Source organism: Hyunsoonleella pacifica (genome assembly GCF_004310335.1).
Classification (GTDB): Bacteria; Bacteroidota; Bacteroidia; order Flavobacteriales; family Flavobacteriaceae; genus Jejuia; species Jejuia pacifica.
In genome coordinates, this window is the sequence record NZ_SIRS01000005.1 from 438,372 (window position 1) to 461,887 (window position 23,516).

20 protein-coding genes are annotated in these 23,516 nt (G+C 33.7%); 11 read left to right on the plus strand and 9 right to left on the minus strand.

The annotated features are described in order from the left end of the window. Window positions 1–2: 2 nt before the first annotated feature. The 4 genes from EYD46_RS13885 to purN all read right to left on the minus strand — a co-directional run bounded on the left by EYD46_RS13885 (window position 3) and on the right by purN (window position 2,926). Complete coding sequence (locus tag EYD46_RS13885; protein ID WP_130937776.1) at window positions 3–929, minus strand: PfkB family carbohydrate kinase; 927 nt, start codon at window positions 927–929, stop codon at window positions 3–5. Between the two features lie 79 nt (window positions 930–1,008). Next, the gene (locus EYD46_RS13890; protein WP_130937777.1) at window positions 1,009–1,608 is read right to left on the minus strand and encodes an START domain-containing protein; all 600 of its coding nucleotides are present in this window, start codon (window positions 1,606–1,608) and stop codon (window positions 1,009–1,011) included. Window positions 1,609–1,668: 60 nt separating this feature from the next. Then, a complete protein-coding gene (locus EYD46_RS13895; protein WP_130937778.1) occupies window positions 1,669–2,310 on the minus strand; it encodes a ribonuclease H1 domain-containing protein in 642 nt (213 codons plus the stop codon). A gap of 43 nt (window positions 2,311–2,353) precedes the next feature. Further along, window positions 2,354–2,926 carry a phosphoribosylglycinamide formyltransferase gene (purN, locus tag EYD46_RS13900; RefSeq protein WP_130937779.1) on the minus strand — a complete coding sequence of 191 codons (573 nt, stop codon included), beginning with the start codon at window positions 2,924–2,926 and terminating at the stop codon, window positions 2,354–2,356. 184 nt (window positions 2,927–3,110) lie between these two features. Between purN and EYD46_RS13905 the strand changes: the two genes are divergently transcribed. From EYD46_RS13905 to EYD46_RS13940, 8 genes are all read left to right on the plus strand, one after another. Then, a complete protein-coding gene (locus tag EYD46_RS13905; RefSeq protein ID WP_009778413.1) occupies window positions 3,111–3,344 on the plus strand; it encodes an acyl carrier protein in 234 nt (77 codons plus the stop codon). A 13-nt stretch (window positions 3,345–3,357) separates the two neighbouring features. Beyond that, window positions 3,358–4,608, plus strand: a complete 1,251-nt coding sequence (gene fabF, locus EYD46_RS13910) for a beta-ketoacyl-ACP synthase II (protein WP_130937780.1) — start codon at window positions 3,358–3,360, stop codon at window positions 4,606–4,608. Window positions 4,609–4,615: 7 nt separating this feature from the next. Continuing rightward, window positions 4,616–5,356, plus strand: coding sequence for a ribonuclease III (gene rnc / locus EYD46_RS13915; protein ID WP_130937781.1), 741 nt, complete (start codon window positions 4,616–4,618; stop codon window positions 5,354–5,356). Between the two features lie 114 nt (window positions 5,357–5,470). Next, a complete protein-coding gene (locus EYD46_RS13920; protein WP_130937782.1) occupies window positions 5,471–5,956 on the plus strand; it encodes an IPExxxVDY family protein in 486 nt (161 codons plus the stop codon). Beyond that, a complete protein-coding gene (pyk, locus tag EYD46_RS13925; protein WP_130937783.1) occupies window positions 5,957–7,399 on the plus strand; it encodes a pyruvate kinase in 1,443 nt (480 codons plus the stop codon). Window positions 7,400–7,701: 302 nt separating this feature from the next. After that, window positions 7,702–8,277, plus strand: coding sequence for an RNA polymerase sigma factor (locus tag EYD46_RS13930; RefSeq protein WP_229731306.1), 576 nt, complete (start codon window positions 7,702–7,704; stop codon window positions 8,275–8,277). After that, complete coding sequence (locus EYD46_RS13935) at window positions 8,264–9,013, plus strand: hypothetical protein (protein ID WP_130937784.1); 750 nt, start codon at window positions 8,264–8,266, stop codon at window positions 9,011–9,013. Before EYD46_RS13930 ends, EYD46_RS13935 begins: the two co-directional genes overlap by 14 nt. Before the next feature lie 109 nt (window positions 9,014–9,122). After that, window positions 9,123–10,208, plus strand: a complete 1,086-nt coding sequence (locus tag EYD46_RS13940; protein ID WP_130937785.1) for a hypothetical protein — start codon at window positions 9,123–9,125, stop codon at window positions 10,206–10,208. 73 nt (window positions 10,209–10,281) lie between these two features. Here EYD46_RS13940 and dinB read toward each other — a convergent pair whose 3' ends face one another. Next, a complete protein-coding gene (gene dinB, locus EYD46_RS13945) occupies window positions 10,282–11,382 on the minus strand; it encodes a DNA polymerase IV (protein WP_130937786.1) in 1,101 nt (366 codons plus the stop codon). A 114-nt stretch (window positions 11,383–11,496) separates the two neighbouring features. On the opposite strand from dinB, the gene EYD46_RS13950 reads away from it, so the two are divergent. Beyond that, window positions 11,497–11,970 (plus strand): CYTH domain-containing protein, encoded by a 474-nt coding sequence (locus EYD46_RS13950; protein WP_130937787.1) that lies wholly within the window; start codon window positions 11,497–11,499, stop codon window positions 11,968–11,970. Further along, the gene (locus tag EYD46_RS13955; RefSeq protein WP_130937788.1) at window positions 11,967–12,530 is read left to right on the plus strand and encodes a YciI family protein; all 564 of its coding nucleotides are present in this window, start codon (window positions 11,967–11,969) and stop codon (window positions 12,528–12,530) included. The genes EYD46_RS13950 and EYD46_RS13955 overlap by 4 nt, the downstream gene beginning before the upstream one ends. Before the next feature lies 1 nt (window position 12,531). On the opposite strand, the gene pbpC is transcribed toward EYD46_RS13955, so the two are convergent. Then, entirely contained in the window at window positions 12,532–14,883 is a 2,352-nt protein-coding gene (gene pbpC / locus EYD46_RS13960; protein ID WP_130937789.1) for a penicillin-binding protein 1C, read from the minus strand. 158 nt (window positions 14,884–15,041) lie between these two features. Between pbpC and EYD46_RS13965 the strand changes: the two genes are divergently transcribed. Then, window positions 15,042–16,370, plus strand: a complete 1,329-nt coding sequence (locus EYD46_RS13965; RefSeq protein ID WP_130937790.1) for a hypothetical protein — start codon at window positions 15,042–15,044, stop codon at window positions 16,368–16,370. A gap of 336 nt (window positions 16,371–16,706) precedes the next feature. Here EYD46_RS13965 and EYD46_RS13970 read toward each other — a convergent pair whose 3' ends face one another. The 3 genes from EYD46_RS13970 to EYD46_RS13980 all read right to left on the minus strand — a co-directional run bounded on the left by EYD46_RS13970 (window position 16,707) and on the right by EYD46_RS13980 (window position 23,369). Continuing rightward, window positions 16,707–17,108 carry an FEKKY domain-containing protein gene (locus tag EYD46_RS13970; RefSeq protein ID WP_130937791.1) on the minus strand — a complete coding sequence of 134 codons (402 nt, stop codon included), beginning with the start codon at window positions 17,106–17,108 and terminating at the stop codon, window positions 16,707–16,709. After that, complete coding sequence (locus tag EYD46_RS13975) at window positions 17,092–17,613, minus strand: hypothetical protein (RefSeq protein WP_130937792.1); 522 nt, start codon at window positions 17,611–17,613, stop codon at window positions 17,092–17,094. Before EYD46_RS13975 ends, EYD46_RS13970 begins: the two co-directional genes overlap by 17 nt. Before the next feature lie 185 nt (window positions 17,614–17,798). Further along, window positions 17,799–23,369, minus strand: coding sequence for an Ig-like domain-containing alpha-2-macroglobulin family protein (locus EYD46_RS13980; protein WP_130937793.1), 5,571 nt, complete (start codon window positions 23,367–23,369; stop codon window positions 17,799–17,801). Window positions 23,370–23,516: the final 147 nt, after the last annotated feature.

Sequence of the window (23,516 nt, forward strand, 5' to 3'; positions counted from 1 at the left end):
TTTTATGTTAATTGTATTTCAAATTGCGTAAGCTGTTTAAATTGAAGCAAACGCTTTTCAACTTCTTTTCTAGATAAATGTTGCATACGCTCTGTACCAAATTTTTCCACACAAAATGATGCTAGGGTTGAGCCATATATTACTGCATTTTTCATATTCTCGAATGAAATATCTTTTGTTTTTGCCAGATATCCTGCAAATCCTCCTGCAAAAGTATCCCCTGCCCCTGTAGGATCAAAAACTTCTTCTAGTGGTAATGCTGGGGCACAAAACACATTATCATTATTAAATAATAATGCACCATGTTCTCCTTTTTTAATTACCACATATTTTGGTCCCATTTCATGAATTTTTCTAGCGGCAACTACTAATGAGTATTCTCCGGTTAATTGCCTTGCTTCTTCATCATTTATAGTGATAACATCAATACGCTTTATAACATTTAGTAAATCGTCTAGAGCACAATCCATCCAAAAATTCATAGTATCCAGAATGACCAACTTTGGTTTTACAGTCATTTGGTCTAAAACACTAGCTTGTACAAGCGGATGCAAGTTACCTAACATAACTATATCGGCATCTACATAATTTTTTGGAACAACAGGATTAAAATCAGCCAACGTATTAAGCTCAGTAACTAAGGTGTCTCTAGAATTCATATCGTTATGATAACGACCACTCCAGAAAAATGTCTTACCGTCTTTTACTATCTCGATACCTGAGGTATCAAGTTTTTTGTTAGCTAGTAAATCTAAATATTCTTGAGGGAAATCGCCCCCTACAACAGAAACTAAGGTTGCATCAATATCAAAATGAGAAGCAGAAAGACCTATAAAAGTAGCTGCTCCACCTAAAATTTTATCGGTTTTACCAAATGGTGTTTCTATGGCATCAAACGCTACCGTACCAACAATTACTAATTTGCTCATGAAGAGGACCTAATTTTGAATGCAAATATAAGTGTTTTGAAAACTTTTGCCACTAATATTAATTTAATCCTTAGGATTTTTAACTGCTACTGTTTTCTAATTTTTTAAGATCTAAAAATGTAGAATAAGGCCCTTTAACCAATAATAAATTAGAAACAAAGGGCGGGATTTTACCTTCAGGGTTTAAATGTAACTGCTGAGTTACTTTTGTAGTATTACCTTCTGTTTCTAGTAACCAATGCCCCATTAGCGTTTTTATTCTCAATGTATTTTTACTTTTTCCTATTTCAGATGGTAATCCTTCTAGAATTAATTTAATCTTAGTTTCGCTTATTCTTTTTACTGTTAGTAAGGTAACAATATCTCTATTTTTAAGAGGCCATGGCAATTCTTTTTTTACATAAAACACATGTTCATTATCCCCTCTTTTTTTTATGTAATAACTTATTCCCGACTCTATCTTTGAATGATTGTATTCTGGAGCACTTAACAATTCGTTTAAAACGTGTTCTATTGAAGTATATAATATAGTTGTTGCTTTATATTCATCAAAGTTTGAATGAGGTGTATTGCGAACAAAAATTTTTATATTATTGGCATCTTTTTTAAGTTTCCATTGTTCTTGTCCATAATGCAGAAATCCACAGAATAAGAAAATTAATAAAACAAATCTCTTCATAACATTTTTTTTGAACTTTAGTTGCTATAAATGAAATTTCATTACAAGAATTAAAAAAAATTATTTCCTCCCAAAATCTGCAGGTATTTCTCCCCAAGCTTTAGTTTCCCATTTTACAATTACAGTATTGTAGGTATTATTTTTCAGCCAATCTACTGCACGATCTACTAACTCAAAAAGCTCTTTATTCTTGATATTTCGTGTCAATTTTGTATTGCATTTTTTTTTATTTACCCAGCTAATTGCTGTTTTAGAATCGGTATATATAATGCGATTACTACTTTTCTTTTTTAAAAATGCTAAGCCATGTACAATCGCTAAAAACTCGCCGATATTATTGGTTCCCTCTTCAAATGGCCCTTGAATAAAGAGCTGTTTTTTAGTTTTAGTATCAACACCACGGTACTCCATTTTTCCTGGATTTCCTGATGATGCCGCATCAACAGCAATAGAATTATAATTAGGCTTACCTATTTTTTTAAGTTGTGCTTCAGAAAGTTCAGAAGTAAATTTTTTGTCCTTTCCTATATAATCTTTGTAATTACCTTTAAGTGCTTTTTTAGCAGCGTCAAATGTAGAAAAGGATTTATATTGTGCGCCTTTAAAGTTTGTTATTTGAGCTTTACAATCGTCCCAAGATTCAAAAACACCTGTTTTATGGCCTTTCCATACGGTATAGTATTTTTTCTTTTTTTTTGACATCTATTTCATCCCAAACTTAATTAAGAATCTTTTAATTTAACAACTATTTATCCTTAAGAAGAAGTGATTCAATTACCTTCGGGAAATGCTCCATCTCTAATTCATGTATTTTATCAGCTACATCTTCAGCACTATCATTTTTAAAAACCTCACATTTTGCTTGAAAAATAATAGCACCTTCATCATAATTTTCATTTACATAATGAATTGTAATACCTGTTTCAGTCTCATTATTATCAACAACAGCATTATGTACATTCATCCCGTACATGCCTTTCCCTCCGTATTTAGGCAATAAAGCAGGATGTACATTAATAACTTTATTAGGAAACGCATTAAGAATAAACTCAGGGAATTTCCAGAGAAATCCGGCTAAAACAATTAAATCTGGTTTTGATGCTTTTAAAACATTTAATACATCATCAGTTTTAGAAAACGCTATTCTATTGAAAGACAAAGTACTAACTTTAAGTTTTTTGGCACGTTCTAAAACTTTGGCATGAGGATTGTTAGATAATACTTGAATAACAGACGCATTATCGCTGTTGTGAAAAAACTTAATTAGATTTTCAGCATTACTTCCACTACCGGACGCAAAAATTACAATACGTTTCATTTACAGACTATAGTGTTAAAATTGTTCAAACAAAAAAAAGAATAATTATTAACAATTAGTAGGCAATTCACAATTACTTCAACGTAATTTTGTAAATTACAGACACATTTTTTTTGCAAAACTATGTATTACAATAAAGTTTTTTATTTTTGCCAACTAATTAAACCTTTAAAATTAAAAGATTATGTCAGACATTGCATCAAGAGTAAAAGCAATAATCGTAGATAAGTTAGGTGTAGATGAGAATGAAGTTGTTGCAGAAGCAAGCTTCACTAACGATCTAGGAGCGGACTCTTTAGACACTGTAGAATTAATTATGGAATTCGAAAAAGAATTCGATATTCAAATACCAGACGATCAAGCTGAAAATATTGCAACAGTTGGTCAAGCTATTTCTTATATAGAAGAAGCAAAATAAGCAAAACATTTTTATGGAAATAAAGCGCGTTGTAGTTACAGGACTAGGAGCTTTAACACCAATAGGCAATACCAAAGATGAATACTGGGACGGCCTTATTAATGGTAAAAGTGGTGCTGCGCCTATTACATATTATGATACAGAGAAGTTTAAAACAAAATTCGCTTGCGAATTAAAAGACTTCAACGTAACCGATTTTATTCATCGGAAAGAGTCTCGCAAGATGGATAAGTTTGCACAATATGCAATGGTAGCCTCAGATGAAGCTATAGCAGATGCTAAACTTAACATTGATGAACTTAATAAATTGCGTGTAGGTGTAATATGGGGAGCAGGAATTGGTGGACTTGAAACATTTCAGCAAGAAGTATTGAACTTTGCTGAAGGAGATGGTACACCTAGGTTTAACCCGTTCTTTATTCCAAAAATGATAGCAGATATAGCACCTGCTAATATCTCCATAAAGTATGGTTTTATGGGGCCTAATTATACAACGGTTTCTGCATGTGCATCTTCAGCAAATGCATTATTTGATGCTTTAAACATGATACGTTTAGGGCACTGTGATGTAATTGTAACAGGAGGTAGTGAAGCAGCCGTAACTATTGCTGGTATGGGTGGTTTTAATGCAATGCATGCTTTATCTACTAGAAATGAAAGTCCAGAAACAGCATCTCGCCCTTTTGATGGTACAAGAGATGGTTTTGTTCTTGGCGAAGGTGCTGGTGCACTAATTCTAGAAGAATACGAGCATGCCAAAGCAAGAGGCGCAAAAATATATGCTGAAGTAGCTGGAGGTGGATTATCTTCAGATGCACATCATATGACAGCCCCACATCCAGAAGGTGTTGGCGTAGTTGAAGTCATGAAAAATTGTTTAGATAATGCAGGATTAAAACCTGAAGATGTAGATCATATAAACACACATGGTACTTCAACTCCATTAGGCGATGTAGCTGAGTTAAAAGCTATTTCCAAAGTATTTGGAAATCACGCTAAAAACATAAATATTAATTCAACCAAATCTATGACAGGACATCTTTTAGGTGCAGCTGGGGCTATTGAAGCCATTGCCAGTATTCTTTCCATAGAAAATGGCATTGTTCCTCCAACTATAAATCACACTACAGTTGATGAGAACATCGATTCAGAATTAAATTTAACACTTAATAAGGCTCAAAAAAGAGATGTTAAAGTTGCAATGAGTAACACCTTTGGATTTGGCGGACACAACGCTTGTGTGTTATTCAAGAAAATAGATTAAATCCCGAATGACATTCATTCGTAACATACTAAATTCCCGTTCCAAGAGAAGCGGGAATTTTTTTATGCAATTACATAAAATTTTAGGTTATAAACCTAAAAAAATGCAGGTGTTTCAAAAAGCTTTTACTCACCGCTCTATGAATTTAAAAGATGATAATGGAAATCCTTTAAATTACGAGCGACTAGAATTTTTAGGAGATGCTATGCTAAGTGCAGTAATTGCATCACATTTATTTCAAGAAGTACCAAGTGGAGACGAGGGATACCTTACCAAAATGCGTTCTAAAGTGGTAAGCAGAGAGCATTTAAACGAATTAGGTAGAGAACTCAACCTTATTGATTTAGTCGAAAGCAAAATTCCGTCAGGGCAATTTGGAGACAATATACACGGCAATCTTTTTGAAGCTTTGGTTGGTGCTATCTTTTTAGATAAAGGCTATAAACAATGTGAAAAGTTTATATACAAGCGTATAATTTCTCCTCACGTAGATATTGAACAATTAGAAGGTAAAGTAATAAGCTATAAAAGCCTATTGATAGAATGGTGCCAAAAAGAAAAGAAAACCTTCAATTACAATGTTTATGAAGACACAGGCAATGATGATGTAAGACATTTTTCTGTTAAATTATCCATTGGCGATAAAATCGTAGCCAAAGCCAGAGCCACTTCAAAGAAAAAAGCTGAAGAAAAAGCATCAAAACGTGCTTTTTTTGCGTTTCAAAATAAGATGTCTAGGATGATTTAGTTTTATCTTGCCAGAACTACAACGTTTGAGTGTGTTTTTAGCGTTAAGAAATCATAAATCCTTTTACATCTAAGTATTTTAAACACTATATTTACAGCGCTAATAAGTCAGGTTATGGCAGTACACAAACTTATATTAGATAATGTTTTCGAGGATGTGTCTTGCACTTTAATTGCCGTACATTGTGCAATTGAAGATTTTAGGTTAGCCTATCTTTTAAATAAATATTTAGATATTTCTTTAACTAGAAAACCTCAAGATTTAGATTTTGACAAAGGCATCACGAGGTATTCGGTTTTTGAGTATGAAGACACCAAAAAACTAGTAACATGGAATTTGGTATCAAATATTTGTAAAATAGAAACAGACTCTACTATAGAAAAACAATCGTTATTTAATGTGCATCATAAAGTAATTAAAACCTATAATTTAATACCAGAATATGGTAAAGTAAATTACTTTTTAAAAATTGATAACGAGTTTAGTAATAGTAAAGAAAAACAAATAATAAATAACCTCCTTAAGATTCCCCAAATAGCAATGGCTTATAACGTAGATTTAAGTACATTGAAATCTAAGGACAATTTAATTTTTGATTAAATGGGATTAAGAAAAAAAACTAAAATAGTAGCAACATTAGGACCAGCAACCAGTACAAAAGAAGTGCTAAAAGGCATGATGGAAGAAGGTGCTAATGTTTTTAGAATAAACTTTTCACACGCAAACTACGATGATGTAAAAGAGCGTATTACTATGATTCGCGAACTAAACGAAGAGTTTGGTTACAACGTAGCAATTTTGGCCGATTTACAAGGTCCAAAACTACGTGTAGGTGTGATGAAAGAAGAAGTAGAAGTAAAACCTGAAGATGAAATTATTTTTGAAACAGGAGAACGCTTTGAAGGCACAAAAGAACGTGTATACATGACCTATGATAGGTTTCCTCAAGACGCAAAACCAGGAGAACGTATACTTTTAGACGATGGCAAATTAATTTTTGAAGTTGTCTCAACAGATAAGAAAACACAAGTAAAAGCAAAGGTAATTCAAGGAGGCCCTTTAAAATCTAAAAAAGGGGTAAATCTCCCTAACACCAATATCTCACAACCAGCATTAACAGAAAAAGATATTGAAGATGCTATTTTCGCTATTAGCCAAAATGTAGATTGGATAGCGCTTTCCTTTGTACGTCATGCAGAAGATTTAATGCAACTTCGTGATTTAATAAATGAACACTCCGATTATAAGATTCCAATAGTAGCAAAAATTGAAAAACCAGAAGCTGTTGAAAACATAGATAAAATAGTAACACAGTGTGATGGTATTATGGTAGCTCGTGGAGATTTAGGAGTTGAAGTTCCTGCCGAAGAAGTGCCACTTATTCAAAAGCAATTGGTATTACGCGCCAAAAAAGCAAGAATACCTGTAATTATTGCAACACAAATGATGGAAACCATGATTTCCAGTTTAACCCCAACAAGAGCAGAAGTAAACGATGTTGCAAACTCTGTAATGGATGGGGCAGATGCCGTAATGCTATCAGGAGAAACATCCGTTGGCCAATATCCAATTCAGGTTATTAAGCAAATGAGCGATATTTTAAAAAGCGTAGAAGGCTCTCCGTTAATCAAAGTACCAGAAATGCCTCCGCATATCCGTACCAATCGCTACATCACAAAATCTATATGTTACCATGCCGCAACTATGGCTAACGAAATTGATGCAAAAGCCATTTCTACATTAACCAATAGTGGTTATACGGCATTTCAAATTTCAGCTTGGCGTCCATCCTGTCACATTTTAGTATTCACATCAAATAAACGTATTTTAACACGTTTAAGTCTCTTATGGGGTGTTCGCGCTTTCTATTACGATAGATTTGTAAGCACTGATGATACTATTGAAGATGTAAATGCCATCGCTTGTAAAATGGGTTATTTAGATGTTGGCGACATGCTTATTAGTTTAGCTGCAATGCCAATACAAGACAAAGGAATGGTAAACACATTAAGAGTTACTGAAATTGAAACATGTAGCTTTTAAAAACTAATAATTTGGGCGTTACCCTGCGGGTCGCGCTTTCCACTGTATCTTTTATACACCAAATGCTGCTTAAAGCAGCATTTGGTGTATAAAAGGATGCCGTTACAATCGCTAACGCAATACTTGCCAACTTTTAGTTACCCCTTTTCTTTTTGTGTATTTACCTACTAAACCTTTAAAGTAAACCTAAGATTTTACAGTTTTATTCTAAATTTTGATTTGGATTTAAGTATTTTTTAAAAAAATTTAAACCTCAGGCAACCATTTTTAAACCATTTGCGTCTTTATAAATAGAAAGCAAAATGAAATCTTTTTTGAAAGTAATACAACTGCATAAAAATGAAGACGCTTTAATCAAAAAAGCGATAAAGCATAACCGTGAAGCACAACATATACTATTTAATATGCATGCTCCAAAAATGTTAAGCATTTGTAGATACTACATTAAAGATATTCAACAAGCTGAAGAAGCAATGCTTAATGGATTTTTTAAAGTTTTTAAAAATTTAAAAACCTATAAAGGCGAAGGCGCTTTTGAAGGATGGATACGACGTATCATGATACGAGAGTCTATTTCATATTTAAGACAAAAAAAAAGACTTGAATTTATTACAGATGAAGATGTAAGTACTAATGCATACAGTGACACTATTCAAACTGATTTAGAAGTTAACGATATTCAAAAATTAATAGACCATTTACCCGAAGGGTACCGAATGGTATTTGTAATGTATGCCATCGAAGGATACAAACATCAAGAGATATCTGAACTTTTAAACATCAGCGAAGGCACATCAAAATCACAACTATTTAAAGCACGAAAGATGCTTCAAGAACAAATAAAGATATTAAATAAAACAAGCTATGGCTCCAATTAATTTTGAAAACGACTTTAAAGAAAAGCTAGATAAGCGTACTATAGCACCATCTGAAAATGCATGGAACACATTAGCAGAACGTTTAGATACAGAAGAAAAAACAGCTAACAATAAAGGCTTTTGGTGGGTAGGAATTGCTGCAAGCATAGTTGGGATTTTGTTTATAGCAACACAATTTTTCAGTAATGATGTAGAGGTAAATATACCAGAAGTAGTTAATACTGAAGAAACAGTAGAACATCCAGAAAAAACCATAGTTACTAAACCCAATTCAGAAGTAGCAATTGAAAACTCTGATAAGGAAAATAATGATAAAGAAGGTAATAATCCAATTCTAAATAAAACTGAAAAATACCAAGAAGCATCTTCGACACATATAGCACAAGAACAAACAACACAAACTATAAATAAGGAAAGAGATATAGAAGAACACAAAAGTATTGAAGCAGTCTCATTTGAAACTAAAAAAGCACAAGAAGTCGCTGATGTTATTTTCTCACTAAGCGAAAAAGAATCTGGTATTTCCGATGCATCTATTGATTCGCTTTTAAAAGCAGCGCAACGTGATATTCTTTTAAGTAGGATGAAGAACAAAGATCAAATTTCTATTGATGCAGCATTATTACTCCAAGAAGTAGAATTTGAGTTGGATGAATCTTTCAGGGAAAAAGTATTTAAAGCCTTTAAAAGTAGCTATGGTTCTATAAAAACAGCCATTGCGCAACGTAACGATTAGTAAATTCCTTTAGAAAAAGGAATTTACTAAAACAATTAAATCATCAATCACTAAATATTATAATCATCATCAGCTGTTGAAGTTATTTCAACACAAAAAACGAACAGTTATGCAAACAATTACAAAGTATTTTATACTAATTATTTTAAGCTTATGTGTGCAACTCATCACTGCACAAGATAGCATTCCTAAAACAGTAAATAACGCTGAAATACAAAAGCTAAAAGAAACTATAAAAAAGGTTGAAGCCGAAGAAAAAGCACTTCTAAAATCTGAAGTAGAAGCTATTGATGTGCGATTAAAAAATGGGGAAATTACTCAAGAGGAAGCTCAAAATCTTAAAATGGAAATGGCAAAAAAACGAGCTTTAAATATTGAAAATCGTACTGCAATTTTAACTAATAAAATTGCTTTATTAGAACGAAATGAAAAAGGATATGGTACTGATGAAGATGAAGAGGTAGATTATATAAGAATAGGTTCTAATGATGAAGATTTAAGTTGGATTTATATAGGAAAAAAGAAAAACGACAAACCAAAGCATAGAAAATACGATAGACGTACTAAAAGTGATTTTGTTCTAGCTTTTGGCCTTAATAATGCACTTATAGATGGACAAAGTTTTGATGATACGCCCTATAAGATTGGAGGTTCTCGTTTTTTCGAAATGGGTTGGGCATGGAAGTATCGCTTATTTAAAAACTCAAACTTTGTGCGTTTTAAATATGGAGTATCCTTGCACATTAACGGCTTAAAACCTAATGATAATCAGTATTTTGTGAAAAATGGTAATCAAACCATGCTAGAGGAATTTCCAGAAAGCTTAAGAAAATCTAAATTAACAATAACCAACTTAGTTTTTCCCATGCATTTTGAATTTGGATCATCAAAAAAAATTGAAAAAGAAACCTATTTTAGATACTCAACAAAAAGAAAATTTAAAATAGGCGTAGGCGGTTATGCAGGATTTAATATTGGTACACGTCAAAAATTAAAATACGATTTGGATGGAGAACGCATAAAAGACAAACAAAAGCGAGGTCTAAATACAACCGACCTAGTTTATGGACTTAGCACTTATGTAGCTTTTGGAGATACCGCACTATACCTTAAATACGACTTATCTCCTATTTTCAAAAACCAAATCATAGATCAAAACAACATATCTCTAGGCGTACGCTTTGATATGGATTAAGTGCTAGTTAATTAGTTACCAAAAACCACCTAACGGTGGTTTTTTTATTTATCTCATCTAACAAAATCAGACTCTAAAATTCAAACTTCAACTGTACACTTACACTTTTCTTAGCTTTAGGTTTTTCTCTTTTTTCAGTATTTAGATTAGATAAAGAGATACCTAATAACCTAACAGAATTTTTAAGTGTTTCTTGGTACAGTAAATCTTTAGCAGTTTCTAAAATAACACTCTTATCACTTATAAAATAAGGTAAAGTCTTACTTCTAGTTTGCAACGTAAAATCGCTATATTTTATCTTTAATGTTACTGTTTTTCCTGCTACATTACTTTTAGATAGTCTACGAGAAACCTCTTCAGCAATATGCTTTAGTTTTTCTAGCATAAAAACTTCAGAAGATAGATTTTCACTAAAGGTACGTTCTGCAGCTAAACTTTTTCTAGTACGATGTGGTTTTACTTTACTGTTATGAATCCCTCGTACGATATAATAATAGTAAGCACCAGACTTACCAAAATTGTCTTCTAAATATTCTAAAGATTTCTGCTTTAAATCCATACCAGTAAAAATGCCTTTTTGATACATTTTCTCAGCAGTCACTTTTCCAACACCATAAAATTTTCTAATATCTAGTTGTTCCAAAAAATCTAAAACTTCCTCTGGATTTACCGTTTTTTGTCCGTTAGGTTTATTGTAATCACTAGCAACTTTAGCGATAAACTTATTAATGGAAATTCCTGCGGAGGCCGTCAAGCCCACTTCATTAAAAATACGCTCCCGAATTTCTTTGGCGATTAGAGATGCACTGGGAGTTCCCTTTTTATTTTGTGTTACATCAAGGTAGGCCTCGTCTAAAGATAGAGGTTCAACCAAATCAGTATAATCATAAAAAATAGCTCTTATTCTTTTAGAAATTTCAGAATAGCGCTCAAAACGAGGCCTTACAAAAATTAAATCAGGGCATAATTTAGCAGCAAGAGTTCCTGCCATAGCACTCTTAACTCCAAACTTTCTAGCCTCATAACTCGCAGCACTTACAACACCTCGTTTTCCGCCACCACCAACCGCAATAGCTTTACCCTTAAGTTCTGGGTTATCCATCTGTTCTACAGACGCATAAAATGCATCCATATCTACATGAATTATTTTTCGAATTGGTAAATCGGCAGACATACAACAAAATTATGCTAATTTTGAGAAACCAAACTACAAAGCCCAAAATCCTAAGGCAAAGAAAAAATACTGTTTTTGGAATTTAGTGATTGAATTTTGGAATTTTTTAGAATTATGATAGAAATAGAACGAAAATTCTTGGTAACTTCAACAAAATATAGAGATGAAGCAAAAACTAAAACAAGAATAATTCAAGGTTTTTTAAATACAGATAAAGAAAGAACTGTTCGTGTGAGACTAAAAGGAGAAAACGGATTTTTAACAATAAAAGGAAAATCATCTAAAGATGGATTATCTAGATTTGAGTGGGAAAAAGAAATATCTAAAACCGAAGCTGAAGCTTTGCTAAAGCTTTGTGTGCCAACAATTATTGATAAAATACGTTATGAGATTATGCTAGGACAGCATATTTTTGAAGTAGATGAATTCTTTGGAGACAATGAAGGTTTGGTAATTGCCGAAGTAGAATTAACGTCTAAAAATGAAGCCATAAAAAAACCCAATTGGTTAGGAGAAGAAGTTACTGGGCAAATAAAATATTATAATTCGCAATTAAGTAAACAACCCTATAAAACTTGGTCATCATGAAAAAAACCACAATCACTTACGTTATCTTATTTCTAATAATTTTAAGTTGTAAAGATGTAACAAGTACATCAACTACTGAAACAAATGAAACCTCCAATAACGTTGAAGAAATTGTTGAGGATGTAAACGTAGTAGAGACAAAAACTACCGAAATTATTGAAGCCCCAAAAAAGACTGCAAAACAGATAAAAGAGGAACTTACAGCCAAAGGTTACAAGATTTTTTATGATATAGATCCTGTAAAAAAAGACACTTTTTTAATGCAGCAATACTATTTGGCATTTCTAAAAAAGGGGCCTATAAGGGGGCAAAATGAAGAGGAATCCGCAGCTTTACAAAAAGAACACTTGGCACATTTAACTAAAATGTATGAGCTTGGATATGCAGATGTCTCTGGACCTCTAGGAGATAATGGTGATATTCGTGGTGTGACCATTTATAATGTGCCAACTTTAAAAATGGCTGATAGTTTAGCCAATTCAGATCCTATGGTAAAAGCAGGACGTTTAGAAATTGAACTGCATCCTTGGTGGGCTGCTAAAGGGTTTGGGTTACGGTAATTTAATTAGAAATCTCTATATACCGCTTCGTCTCATTTCCAAATTCATCTAGGACTGTAATAACGTGTTTCCCTGCTTTTGGTTGTATCCCTAATTCATGAATATCTGTAGTACTCCCTATAAATGTCTCGTCAACATACCAAAACACTGTGCTTTCAGGTTTAGAATGTGCTATTTTTAGAATTAAATCGTTCGTCTCTCCATCAAAATCTTTGGGTAAAAAAATGGTATTATTAGCTTTAGGATAAATAAATTCAATTGAAATAGATGCGTCTCTTAAACAATCCTCTCGAAATTTTGGCAAGGATTTGTAAAACGGATTTTTTGTTTTGTAATAATATGCCATAAGTGGAGGTAATACAAACCACGATTTATGAACCATATTAGAGATATCTTCACAAGACGAATTTACTTGATAGGTTTCGCTACGATCCAAATGAATTAATTGATGAAACGGACAAGGTTTTGTTTTTAATCCGCTTATTTGAATGTACTTGTCTTCTACAACATCGCAATCTGGAGAAGCACGATAGCCACTTAATTTACAAATGGAAACCTCTTGCATTTCATCAAAAGGTGTTGCAAACCAATCGCTGTTGGGCAAAACATCAAATACATCAAAAAGTATGGGTGCAGCAGCCTGAACACCAACCAATCCTGGACGCCCTTCGCCATCTGCATTTCCTACCCAAACGCCAACTACATAATCTTTAGTTGTACCAATAGCCCAAGCATCACGAAACCCAAAACTAGTACCTGTTTTCCAGGCTATTTGTTTAGAACTATCAAAAAACTCCCAACTTTCATCACTTTCAGGTCTGTTTACTTCTTTTAAACTTTCATAGGTCAAATAAATAGAAGCTGCATCAAAAAGTGTTTTATCTTTAATTTTCTTACCAAAATCAACAGTTTCAGAAGCCAAAAGTGTAGGCTCACAAAATTCATTTTCAAAATATTCACTAGAGCTTTCAGTAAAATGATTTAATGAAGAAGACATAGCCGCATAACTTTTACATAAATCCCATAAATTGCTCTCAGCACCTCCTAAAACAAGTGATAAACCATAATGGTTTGCTGTATATTTTAAATCCTTAAGCTTTAATTGTTTCAAATAATGATGAAATCTATCCAAGCCAAACTCCTGTAATAGCCTCACAGCAGGAACATTTAAAGATTTAGATAAAGCTTTGCTAGCTGGAATTGCGCCATCATAGGTTTTATTATAATTCTCAGGATTGTAATTTCCAAACTGTGTAGGAACATCTGCTACTAAAGTATGAGGTAGCATATCGCCACTATCCAACATTGCCGCGTATAAAAAAGGCTTTAAAATACTACCTGTACTACGCGGTTTATCAATAATGTCTACTTGGTTTTGATGTGCCTTATCGGTAGGAGTGTTGCCTACATAAGCCAAAACCTTACGCGTGTGCACATCTAAAACTAACACTGCCGCATTATAAATTTCATTTTGACTCAACTGATTATAATGCATTTTTACAATGTAGTTTGTTTGTTCCTGCAAATGCTTATCAATACTAGTTTTTACAAATTTCCCATGATTATCTTGCGCTATTTTTTGCAATAAATGTGGAGCAATTTGAGGTAAGGGATATGGTTTTTGAGGTAATGTTTCGGCAAGAGATAAATCGTAAGTCAATGTGTCTATTATCCCATTGCTCAAAAGCTTTTTTAACAACCGGTTACGCTTTTCCAATAAACGCTTTTGCCGTTTCCCAGGATAAATTAAACTTGGGGCATTGGGTAACACCGCTAAAGTAGCACTTTCTGCCCAAGACAACTCATACGGACTTCTATTGAAATATCGCCACGATGCCGCATCTAGCCCTACAACATTACCACCAAATGGTGCATTACTCGCATAATAACTTAAAATAGTGGCTTTGGATTCGCGCCATTCTAATCGTGTTGCTAAAATCAACTCCTTAAACTTCTCTAAATACGTGCGCTGTTGTCCTTTTCGCGATAATCTAATAACCTGTTGTGTTAGCGTACTGCCACCACGTTTTATACCATTAGATTTTAAATTCTGTCGCAAAGCCTTAAAAATCGAAACAGGATTAAACCCAGGATGATTATAAAAATAGGCATCCTCAAACTGAATAATACAAGCCTTAAATTTCTCAGGAACCGAATCATTATACGGAAATCGCCATTGCCCATCTCCTGCAATTTGTGCACCCAACAAATCGTTTGTTGCACTTGTAATTACTGTAGCCGTCGGGTCTTTAAACAATTGCTTTGGCAAGCAAAAATAATAAGCTAATAATAGGATGGCTAAGATTGAAAATCTAAGCTTTCTTTTTTTTATGTAGCCTACTATATTGCTCATATAAGGTATCTACTCACTAAAATAAGTATTTGGATGTATTTTAAGATAAGTTTATGAGATTAGATTTCGAAGTTTCTTTACAATTAACAGATTAAATCTGTAACAAATTATCAATTACATTTACATACAAATAAACTTACATCAATCAATACAAAATCATGCAATTAGTTTTGTCAAAAACTACAAAAACAACAGCAATTCTGCTATTTTTTTTATGCTTTTTAAATGTAGAGGCGCAATTAGGCTTTTGTAAAGGAAATACAGGTGATCCTATTTTTACAGAAGATTTTGGCAGTGGTATTGGTAATGTAAAACTTCCATTTGGAACAACCACATATAAGTTTACAAAAAACAGACCAAAAGATGGCTGTTATGTAGTTTCAAACACGCATAAACATTTTAATTGGTATAAGCTTCAGGATCATACTACTGGAGATAAAAACGGGAGAATGCTTATTGTTAATGCTGGTTACGAACCAGGTGAGTTTTTTAGAGTACCCGTTTCTGGGCTTTGTGAAAACACATCCTATGAATTTTCATCATGGATAGTAAATCTAACCAGAGAGTACACAAAAGCATGTGGTCGCGGTATCCCTATTGACGTTACTTTTGAAATATGGAATAAATCAAATAAAACACTACTTGCTAGTGGAAGTACAGGAGCAATATATGGAGGAAATACTCCAACATGGTTGCAATATGCACTAGTATTTCAAACTAGGCCTAATGAAACATCAGTCATTTTAAAAATTAGAAATAATGGAAAAGGTGGTTGTGGCAACGATTTAGCACTGGATGATATTGAATTTAAACCATGTGGAGATAACGTAATAATTGAAGATAGAAATAACAAAAAGCATATTTCTGTTAACAAAAGTTATTTGCCATTTTCAACCACTTTAACGTTAAAGCCAGATTATACTGTTTTTTCCAGTCACTTTTACCAATGGCAAACGAGTAAAGATGGCAAAAATTGGGAGGATATTCTAGGTGCCAAAAAGGAAACTTATAAAATACCTGCTACAAGCTCTAAAGTATTTTACAGGGCAAAAGTTGCCGAAAATGCGCAAAATTTAAATAATGCTTTGTGTTATTCGTATTCAGATTTTTATGAAATACGTATTTCAAAAGAAAAACCTATAGTATTAAAAAGACCTGAAGTTAAAACAATAACCAACTTAGTAAAAAAGGGATTAGCTGGAGTAAACATAGCTATAGAAGTGCCAAAAATAACTCGCATGTATATTGATAGAAAAAGACTTGCCAAAACCTACAAAACTGTTATTATTGTAAAAAACGGATATAAGATTCTCACAGATAAAGTATGGATAGATGGCGCTGTAGGCAAGTATGTTCAAACCACAGAAACGGTAATAAAACAAGGACACGCCCTAGGCGATACGGTTATAAACGAAACCTTATATTACAAATCTGTCTATGGTTATAACTGTATAAAAAGAACGTATACTGTTAAGACTAAACTTTAGGTATTTTAGGGCGTTCCCCGCAAGGGGTCGGGCTTTCACTAGTCGCTCCCTCCTGCATCGGGGATTTCAAACATGCCGTTCATCCCGATAGCTATCGGTACTAACGCGGGTGCGTTTGCCAAAATAATTCTAAAATTCAGGGGCTACTATTTTTTGGGGTTTCGTTTAATGTTCAGTGTAAGAAATATAGTATAAGAAATAAGCCAAATATAATATTTTACTTTTTTGTTGAAAATGCCAAATTTTATATTTGGCAACGTTATAAACAAACACAGACCTTTCGGAAAGCTTAAACCGCCCTATGTTTTTTATACTTCTTGTTAGTCACTGGCTTTTTTATTCATTTTTCAGTTTGATTTCTGAACAATCAATTTCGGAACCAAGTAATTTTTCTTTCCAGTTGGAATCATAAACCTCTGTCATATATCCGTCAATAACATTATTATAGTCATTTATTTTGGACACTAAACTTTCCGTAATCTCACATCCAGTTATTTGGTAAATTTGAAGTCCGTATTTTTTTCTTATTTCATTTTTGCATCTATGATTGTTAGGCTCTCCATACTCTAACCAATACATTTTTGAGTTATTGTGAATGTCATTTATTGCAGATCCTTTTGATATTTCTTGACCTTCAGGAAGTTTTATAGTCTGTTCATTACAACTATAAATTAAGAATAATATGAAAAGTAACAAAACTTCGAATTTATGCAAAGACTTTTTATTCAATAATGTCATATCCAATTTCTTTTATTCCAAGAAAATCCTGTTTAGACTTTCTTTCATTGAGTAATCCACTTTCTTTAAGTTCAGTCAATAGTTTTTTCAACTTTTTAATTCTCGGTTTTTGATTCAGCAACCATGTTTGGTCAGATACAGGTGCTCCATTTAGTTTCATCAAGTTTATTGGTGTAATCACTATTTTCTTGTCCGAATTTTTAAGTTCAATTACCAGTTTTTCTAATAATTTAGATGTCAATTCTCTTGGGTAAATTCTGCTGACATTCGTGTATTTTTTCCAATCAGGAACAGTTTTCGATTCTTCTATTTCCAATTCCGCTCTATCATCAAATTTCAAAAGTCCATCTAACAAATCATCATCCTCTATATTAAATACTTCAGAACAAGGTTCTTTAGGTTTAACTCCAACAACAATTAGTTGTCCTAATCTAAAGTCAGGGTTAGCTCTCCAAATCCGTTCAAGCTCATTCAGTATTTTCGGAATTCGATTTTTATCTCTCACTTTCTTTTGAGTTTGTGTTTTTAGCTTATGCCTAAACCATGAATATACGACGTTTCTATAACTTACATCCAAAGTTAAACGAGTTTATAATTTTTTTTCACAAAATCAAGCTAACCAATAGTATAATATTCTGGATAAGATTCCTGCTTTACTGAAACAAGTTCAGCACAAGTCGCAGGAATTTATCACTTCTCAACCACAACCCATTTCCCTTTAGTCCTAACTAAAAATTCATCATCATACATCGCTTCAGCTTGTATACCAGGTAAATAATAGGTGCCCAAATACGAGGCATTCAGCATTACATTAAAGGTTTTTGTGCTGTGTTTTCCTTTTTTGGGTAAATCAAAATAAAAGTACACACGGTCGTCTCTAATATCGGTATGTCTTGCGGCACTTGTGGTGTTGCTACCAAAGGCTGTAAAACGGGTATTTACGATTTCCCAACCCGATGGAAAAATTTGGGTTAAGGCGACATCATTCACATTACTGTTTTTTAAATTGCTTACACTCACAGTAGCTACAAAATCTTGCCCTTGCATTAATTTAGATATATCAATAGTATTGCCTTGTAGGTCTTTGTATTGTACTGATACGCTTAATCCACGCTGTTCCGCTAATTCTTTACCTAATGGTAATTTACCAGAGTTTAATACACGAACATAAACTACATTGTCTTTAGTGTTTTTCAACGTTAAAGTATTCATGCCATCAACACTATTAAGCTTACGCTGTGCTATCGCATTTTTAGTATCGATACGTTCCGTTTTTCCGTTAATGGTATAGTTGAGCTTTAACGCTTTTCCGCCATTAGCATTAACTAGTTTCGCCATAGCCAACAAACTGTAAGCTGTGGTTTGTGTACTCATCCAACGGTTGCTAGATAAATCTTTTGCAATCGTTTCAGCTAATTCTCGGGTTTTGTTGTTTTTAGTCAACACCATAGTTTCTAAAGCCATGGCACGATTTCTATCTACAGAGCCATAAGTGTAATAATTATAGCGTTGTGGTTTAAAATTAATATTTGCCAATTGCGAAATCGCATCGCTCGCTTCCTTTTGTCCTGCCAAAGCATAGGCCGCTGCTAAACGCCATTTAGCTTCGTTGGATATTTCACTGAATTCGCGTAAACGGTTCATACTTGCTAAATCAGGACTGCCTGCCAAGGCCAAAGTATACAACCTATAAGCCTGAGCTAAATCAGAATTATAGTGTCTGTAACTCGGGCGCCAATTTCTAGCCGTTTGTTTTTGGTATTTCAGCCAATTACTCTTAAAAGTCAATGGCAAAACGTAACCTTTCTTTTCGGCTTCAATCATAAAATGTCCAGCGTAACTTGTGCCCCAATCATTGGCTCTAGCTTCTCCAATCCAATAGCTTAAACCACCATGTGCTCTTTGAAAATGCCCAAGACTCTTAATGCCTTTTTCAACATTATCTTTAATTTTTTTCTTCTTATCAAACGTTAGATCAAAAATATCTTCAAGAAACAATTGCGGAAATACACTTGATGTAGTTTGCTCCACACATCCATGAGGATAGCGAATTAAATATTCCAAACGTCTTGTGAAATCCATTGGAGGCAATGTGGAAAATTCAACAGTTGCCAAATTTGTGCCTGCTACACCAAAGGTTGAAAACTCTAAAGTTTCAGACCCATTTGCCGTGAGTGTTTTATCAATAGATTTTGAAGTAATAGGATTGGTATTTACCACATCCAATTCTACTTTATATCTAGAGGTTTCGCCATGTCCAGTGGCAATTACCTCAACCGAATTAATACCCTTGGCTTTACTTACATCCAATTCAAAATATGCCATTTGCTCATCAGGTTTCTCAAAACTCAAAGTTTGTTTAGCGTTACCAACAACCGAAATACCATTACTTAATTTTAAACTAATATTGACGTTTTTTACTTTGGGTTCCATGGCGAAAACTGTAACAGGTAGGGTTACCTTTTCGCCAGGGCTTAACTTCCGCGGCAACGTTGCCAGTACCATTAAAGGTTTTTTTACAGGAACTGTTTTATCTGTACTTCCGTAAGCTTCATTTGTGTTGTTTCCAGCCACAACCATGGTGCGCACTGAACCAATATAATTAGGCAGTTTTATTTGGTGGGTTTTTGTTTTTCCAGCATCCAATTTAAAAGGGCCTAAATAAGTAACTACTGGTTTAAATCGGTTTGCTTTTTTGTTTTTGCCACCTGCTGCATTGCCATCTCCACCAATAGCAAACACTTGATCTATACTTCCAGAGTATGCACCAATTATATCATCAAAAACATCCCAAGTTTTTACGCCTAAAGCTTCTCTTTTGTAGAATTCTCTCCAAGCATTTGGAGTTTTAAATCGTGTTAAATCCAATAAACCTTCTTCTACCATAGCAATGGTATAGGTCATGGGTTTATTATCTTTTTCAGAAACTTTAACTTCAAAGGTTTGCTCTGGTTTTAGTTTTTCGGGCATTTGTATTTCGGGGTGCAGTTTGGTACTTGGGTTTTCCACCATAATCGGAATCACGCCATACAAACGAATGGGCAAATCATTCGCTGTAATCGCATGTGGTTGTAACAGTGAAATATTCACAAATATATTGGGTGCCATTTCTTTAGTAATTGAAATATCCACTACTGTCTCTCCTTTTGCCGTTTTTACCCATTTATAATCTAATACTTCAGTGCCATTTTCAATGCTTACCAAAGCACGCCCTTCACTGCCTGAAGCAAAAGTAACCTTAGCTGTTTCTCCAACGTTATAATTTTCCTTATCAGCAGAGAACACCAACATTTTTGCAGCCTCTTTATCACGAGACGGTGTTTTTTGCCACCAGTTTTTATAAAAATATGCGGTACGTCCTGTGGCGTGACCACTTACGGGATCTACCACTCGTATCAAATAGCGTCCGCGGTCTTCATCAGGAATTTTTATATTGAAATTTGCTTTACCATTAGCATCAGTAGTCACTTTTAGAGATTTATAGGGTCTATGATAACGGTTAGATACATAACTGGCTAAATCATCGTATGATGAATTCCACCACCAGCGCCATTCTACTTTATAAATTTTAACCTCAAGATTGTTGCGTTTTACTGGTTTAGAATTTTCATCAACTACAACGACATCAAAAGTTTGATTTTCATCTGTAAAAAAAGAACCGTAGGCATTGTCTTTAGGCGAACGCAATCCCACAAACGAACTATAAGGTGCATATTTTTTTCTAAAGGCATCCATGGAAAAATCGCCACCATTTTCAAAGGCTCTAACCAAAAATTGAACGTTTAACATCCCTGGAGCATTCTTCCCTATATTAAGTTTTTTATTGATTGTAGCTACTCCTTCTTCATTCACTTTTCCTTCAAACACAGTAACTTCTTCTGTTTGGAATTTCCGAGTTGGATCGTTAAACGTGTAGTTTTTATAATTCTCAAAAGCCGTATATGCTGAACTGAACTTTGCCTTAACTTCAGCTTTTAAATTCTTTCCTGGAGCTCCATGTAACCATGTTACATCTAAATCGCCCTTAAGAGATTTAGTGCTTGAAAGGATCTCATCATCAAAATCAATTTTAATTTTTAGGCGGTTTGGTTTAACGGTTTCCATTTTAAGCGTTTTATTAAACGTAGCACCACCAACTGAAACTTTCGCGTTATAATTACCTGTTTTATCTTCGGTAGAGGTTAGTACTGTAAAGGTGTAGAAGTTATTAAGGTTATCTGCTGTTACATTTTTGTACACTAGTTTTCCATTAGGGTCTGTCAACTCTAATTTCACAGGATGCCGCTTTGGAAGTGGGTTAGCATTATCATTCAACATAAAAGTTAAATGTAAGGTGTCTCCAGGACGCCATACACCACGTTCGCCATACAAATAGCCTTTTAATCCGCGTTGCAAACGATGACCAGATACATCAAACTTACTTAGTGATAATGAATTCCCGTCTTGTAGCTTTACATAAGTGGTATTATTGCCTTTTGAAACTATCGCGAAATTAGCATGTTTATCCGCATCAATAGTGGTTAACCCTACATCATCAGTGGTTCTACTTGCTAGTTCTTGCTGCTGAAAATTGTAGAGTGTTACTTTAGCATTCGCTTCCGGTTCTGTATTTAAAATATTAGTTACTGCAAAGTAATAAGAATTATTACCTCCTCGTTTTGCAATAACACCAAGGTTTGATGCTAATACATTTTGTGATACAATTTTACGTTCGTTGTAATAGGCATCATGACATGGGTTTTGCTCTTCGCGCCAGTTATAGCTGTAATTTTTATAACGATACAACAAATTATCCCAGTACATTTCCTCACGAAGCTCTTCATCTCCTGAGGCTAAATCATCTTCATTTTCCTCGTAGTAATCTTCCTCGTAATAGTCGTTATAATCATCATTATCAGAATTAGATATACCCGCATTGGCTTCACAATCGTATAAAGAATAATGGCGTTCGTAACTTAGTTCAATACGATAAATAGCACCTGCATCTGCCTGAAAAAACTCAGATAAATCGATGCTATAGGCTTTCCATTTTCCAGTGTTTTCAGAAGGAGTTTGTAGCTGAATGGTTTGTTTTGCAATACGCCTTCCTACTTTTTTAATATCGTATCGGTTATTGCTATTTAGGTTATTGTCCTGTAAAAATTGAAGTACATTGTCTTCAAATATTTTAATCACACGAACATCAACAGCACTTAAATTGACTGCTTCAAAATTGAATTTTAACTCTTGGGAATTTGGCAGAATAGTACCATTGCTTATCAATCTTACCTGTGGTTTTAAATCTTCAAAAGCAATTGTTTCAGAGAAAGGCGTTTTCAATTTATAACCTTCGTCATTTTTGATGCCTTGAAACACATCCACTTGAATATTGCCCACTAATTTGCTGTCAGGATATATCTTAAGCAGGTTCCCTTCAACTATAAACCTTGGGTTTTTTACCTTTTGAATGGACACCAATCCATCAAAATTTTGCTGTTTTTTAAGAGGATCTGAAAAGTTAATGGATAAGAATTGCTCGGGCGACTGCGTTACTTCGGTATCTACTATGGTAAAGTTATTTTTACCTGGAATTAAAACTGTGTTTTCACCTTTATTCCCTGCTTTAATAGAGCTTCCATTCCATTTTACTAAAACTTTACTGTCTTCAACTAATCGATTAATACTATCAATTTTAAATTCGAAATACTTAGAACTGGTATTCAATTCATTAAAGACAATATTTAGCTTTTTACCATTTTGTGATGCTTCAACTAAGGTTTTTGCATCTTCAATAGAAATAATATCAGCAGATTTTATAACACCTTCCAAATATTGCCATGCTTTGCTGTAGGATTGCAAACTATTGGTAACTACATTAAAACTAGGGGTTATGGTTTTAAACTGAAACGTGTAATTCTCAAAACCGTCAGGTATATTATTATAAATATCTTTTAGTTTAACGGTAACGGTATATTCGGTATCAGGCTCTAAATACTCATCTGGTGTTAATAGTAAAGTGTGTTTATTGGTAACGGTTAATTTACCTTCCACATGTGGTGTTATGGAAACAATGTTATTGGTTATTTCCTGCCCCATTTCCCAACCTTCTACATCATGCGCTAAATTAATTTGAATAGGATTTGCTACCGAAGTCATTCCAGAAGTGGTATAACTTACGTAATCCCGGAATTTAAAGATATTATCTGTTTCTACTACTTTCTTTTTACAGGATATAGCTAACGCAATTACCATTACGACAGCAAAGAGCTTTTTTAATGACATAAAGTTTGAAGATTTAGAATGAACAAATTACTGAAAAAACGAAAGCGTAGGTAGAATCTCGTTAATTTAATTACGTTGAAGTTTTAAGGTTTAGCCTTGTGAGAAATGTTAAATAACTCTTAAGGTTTTAGATGTTAAAAATTAACG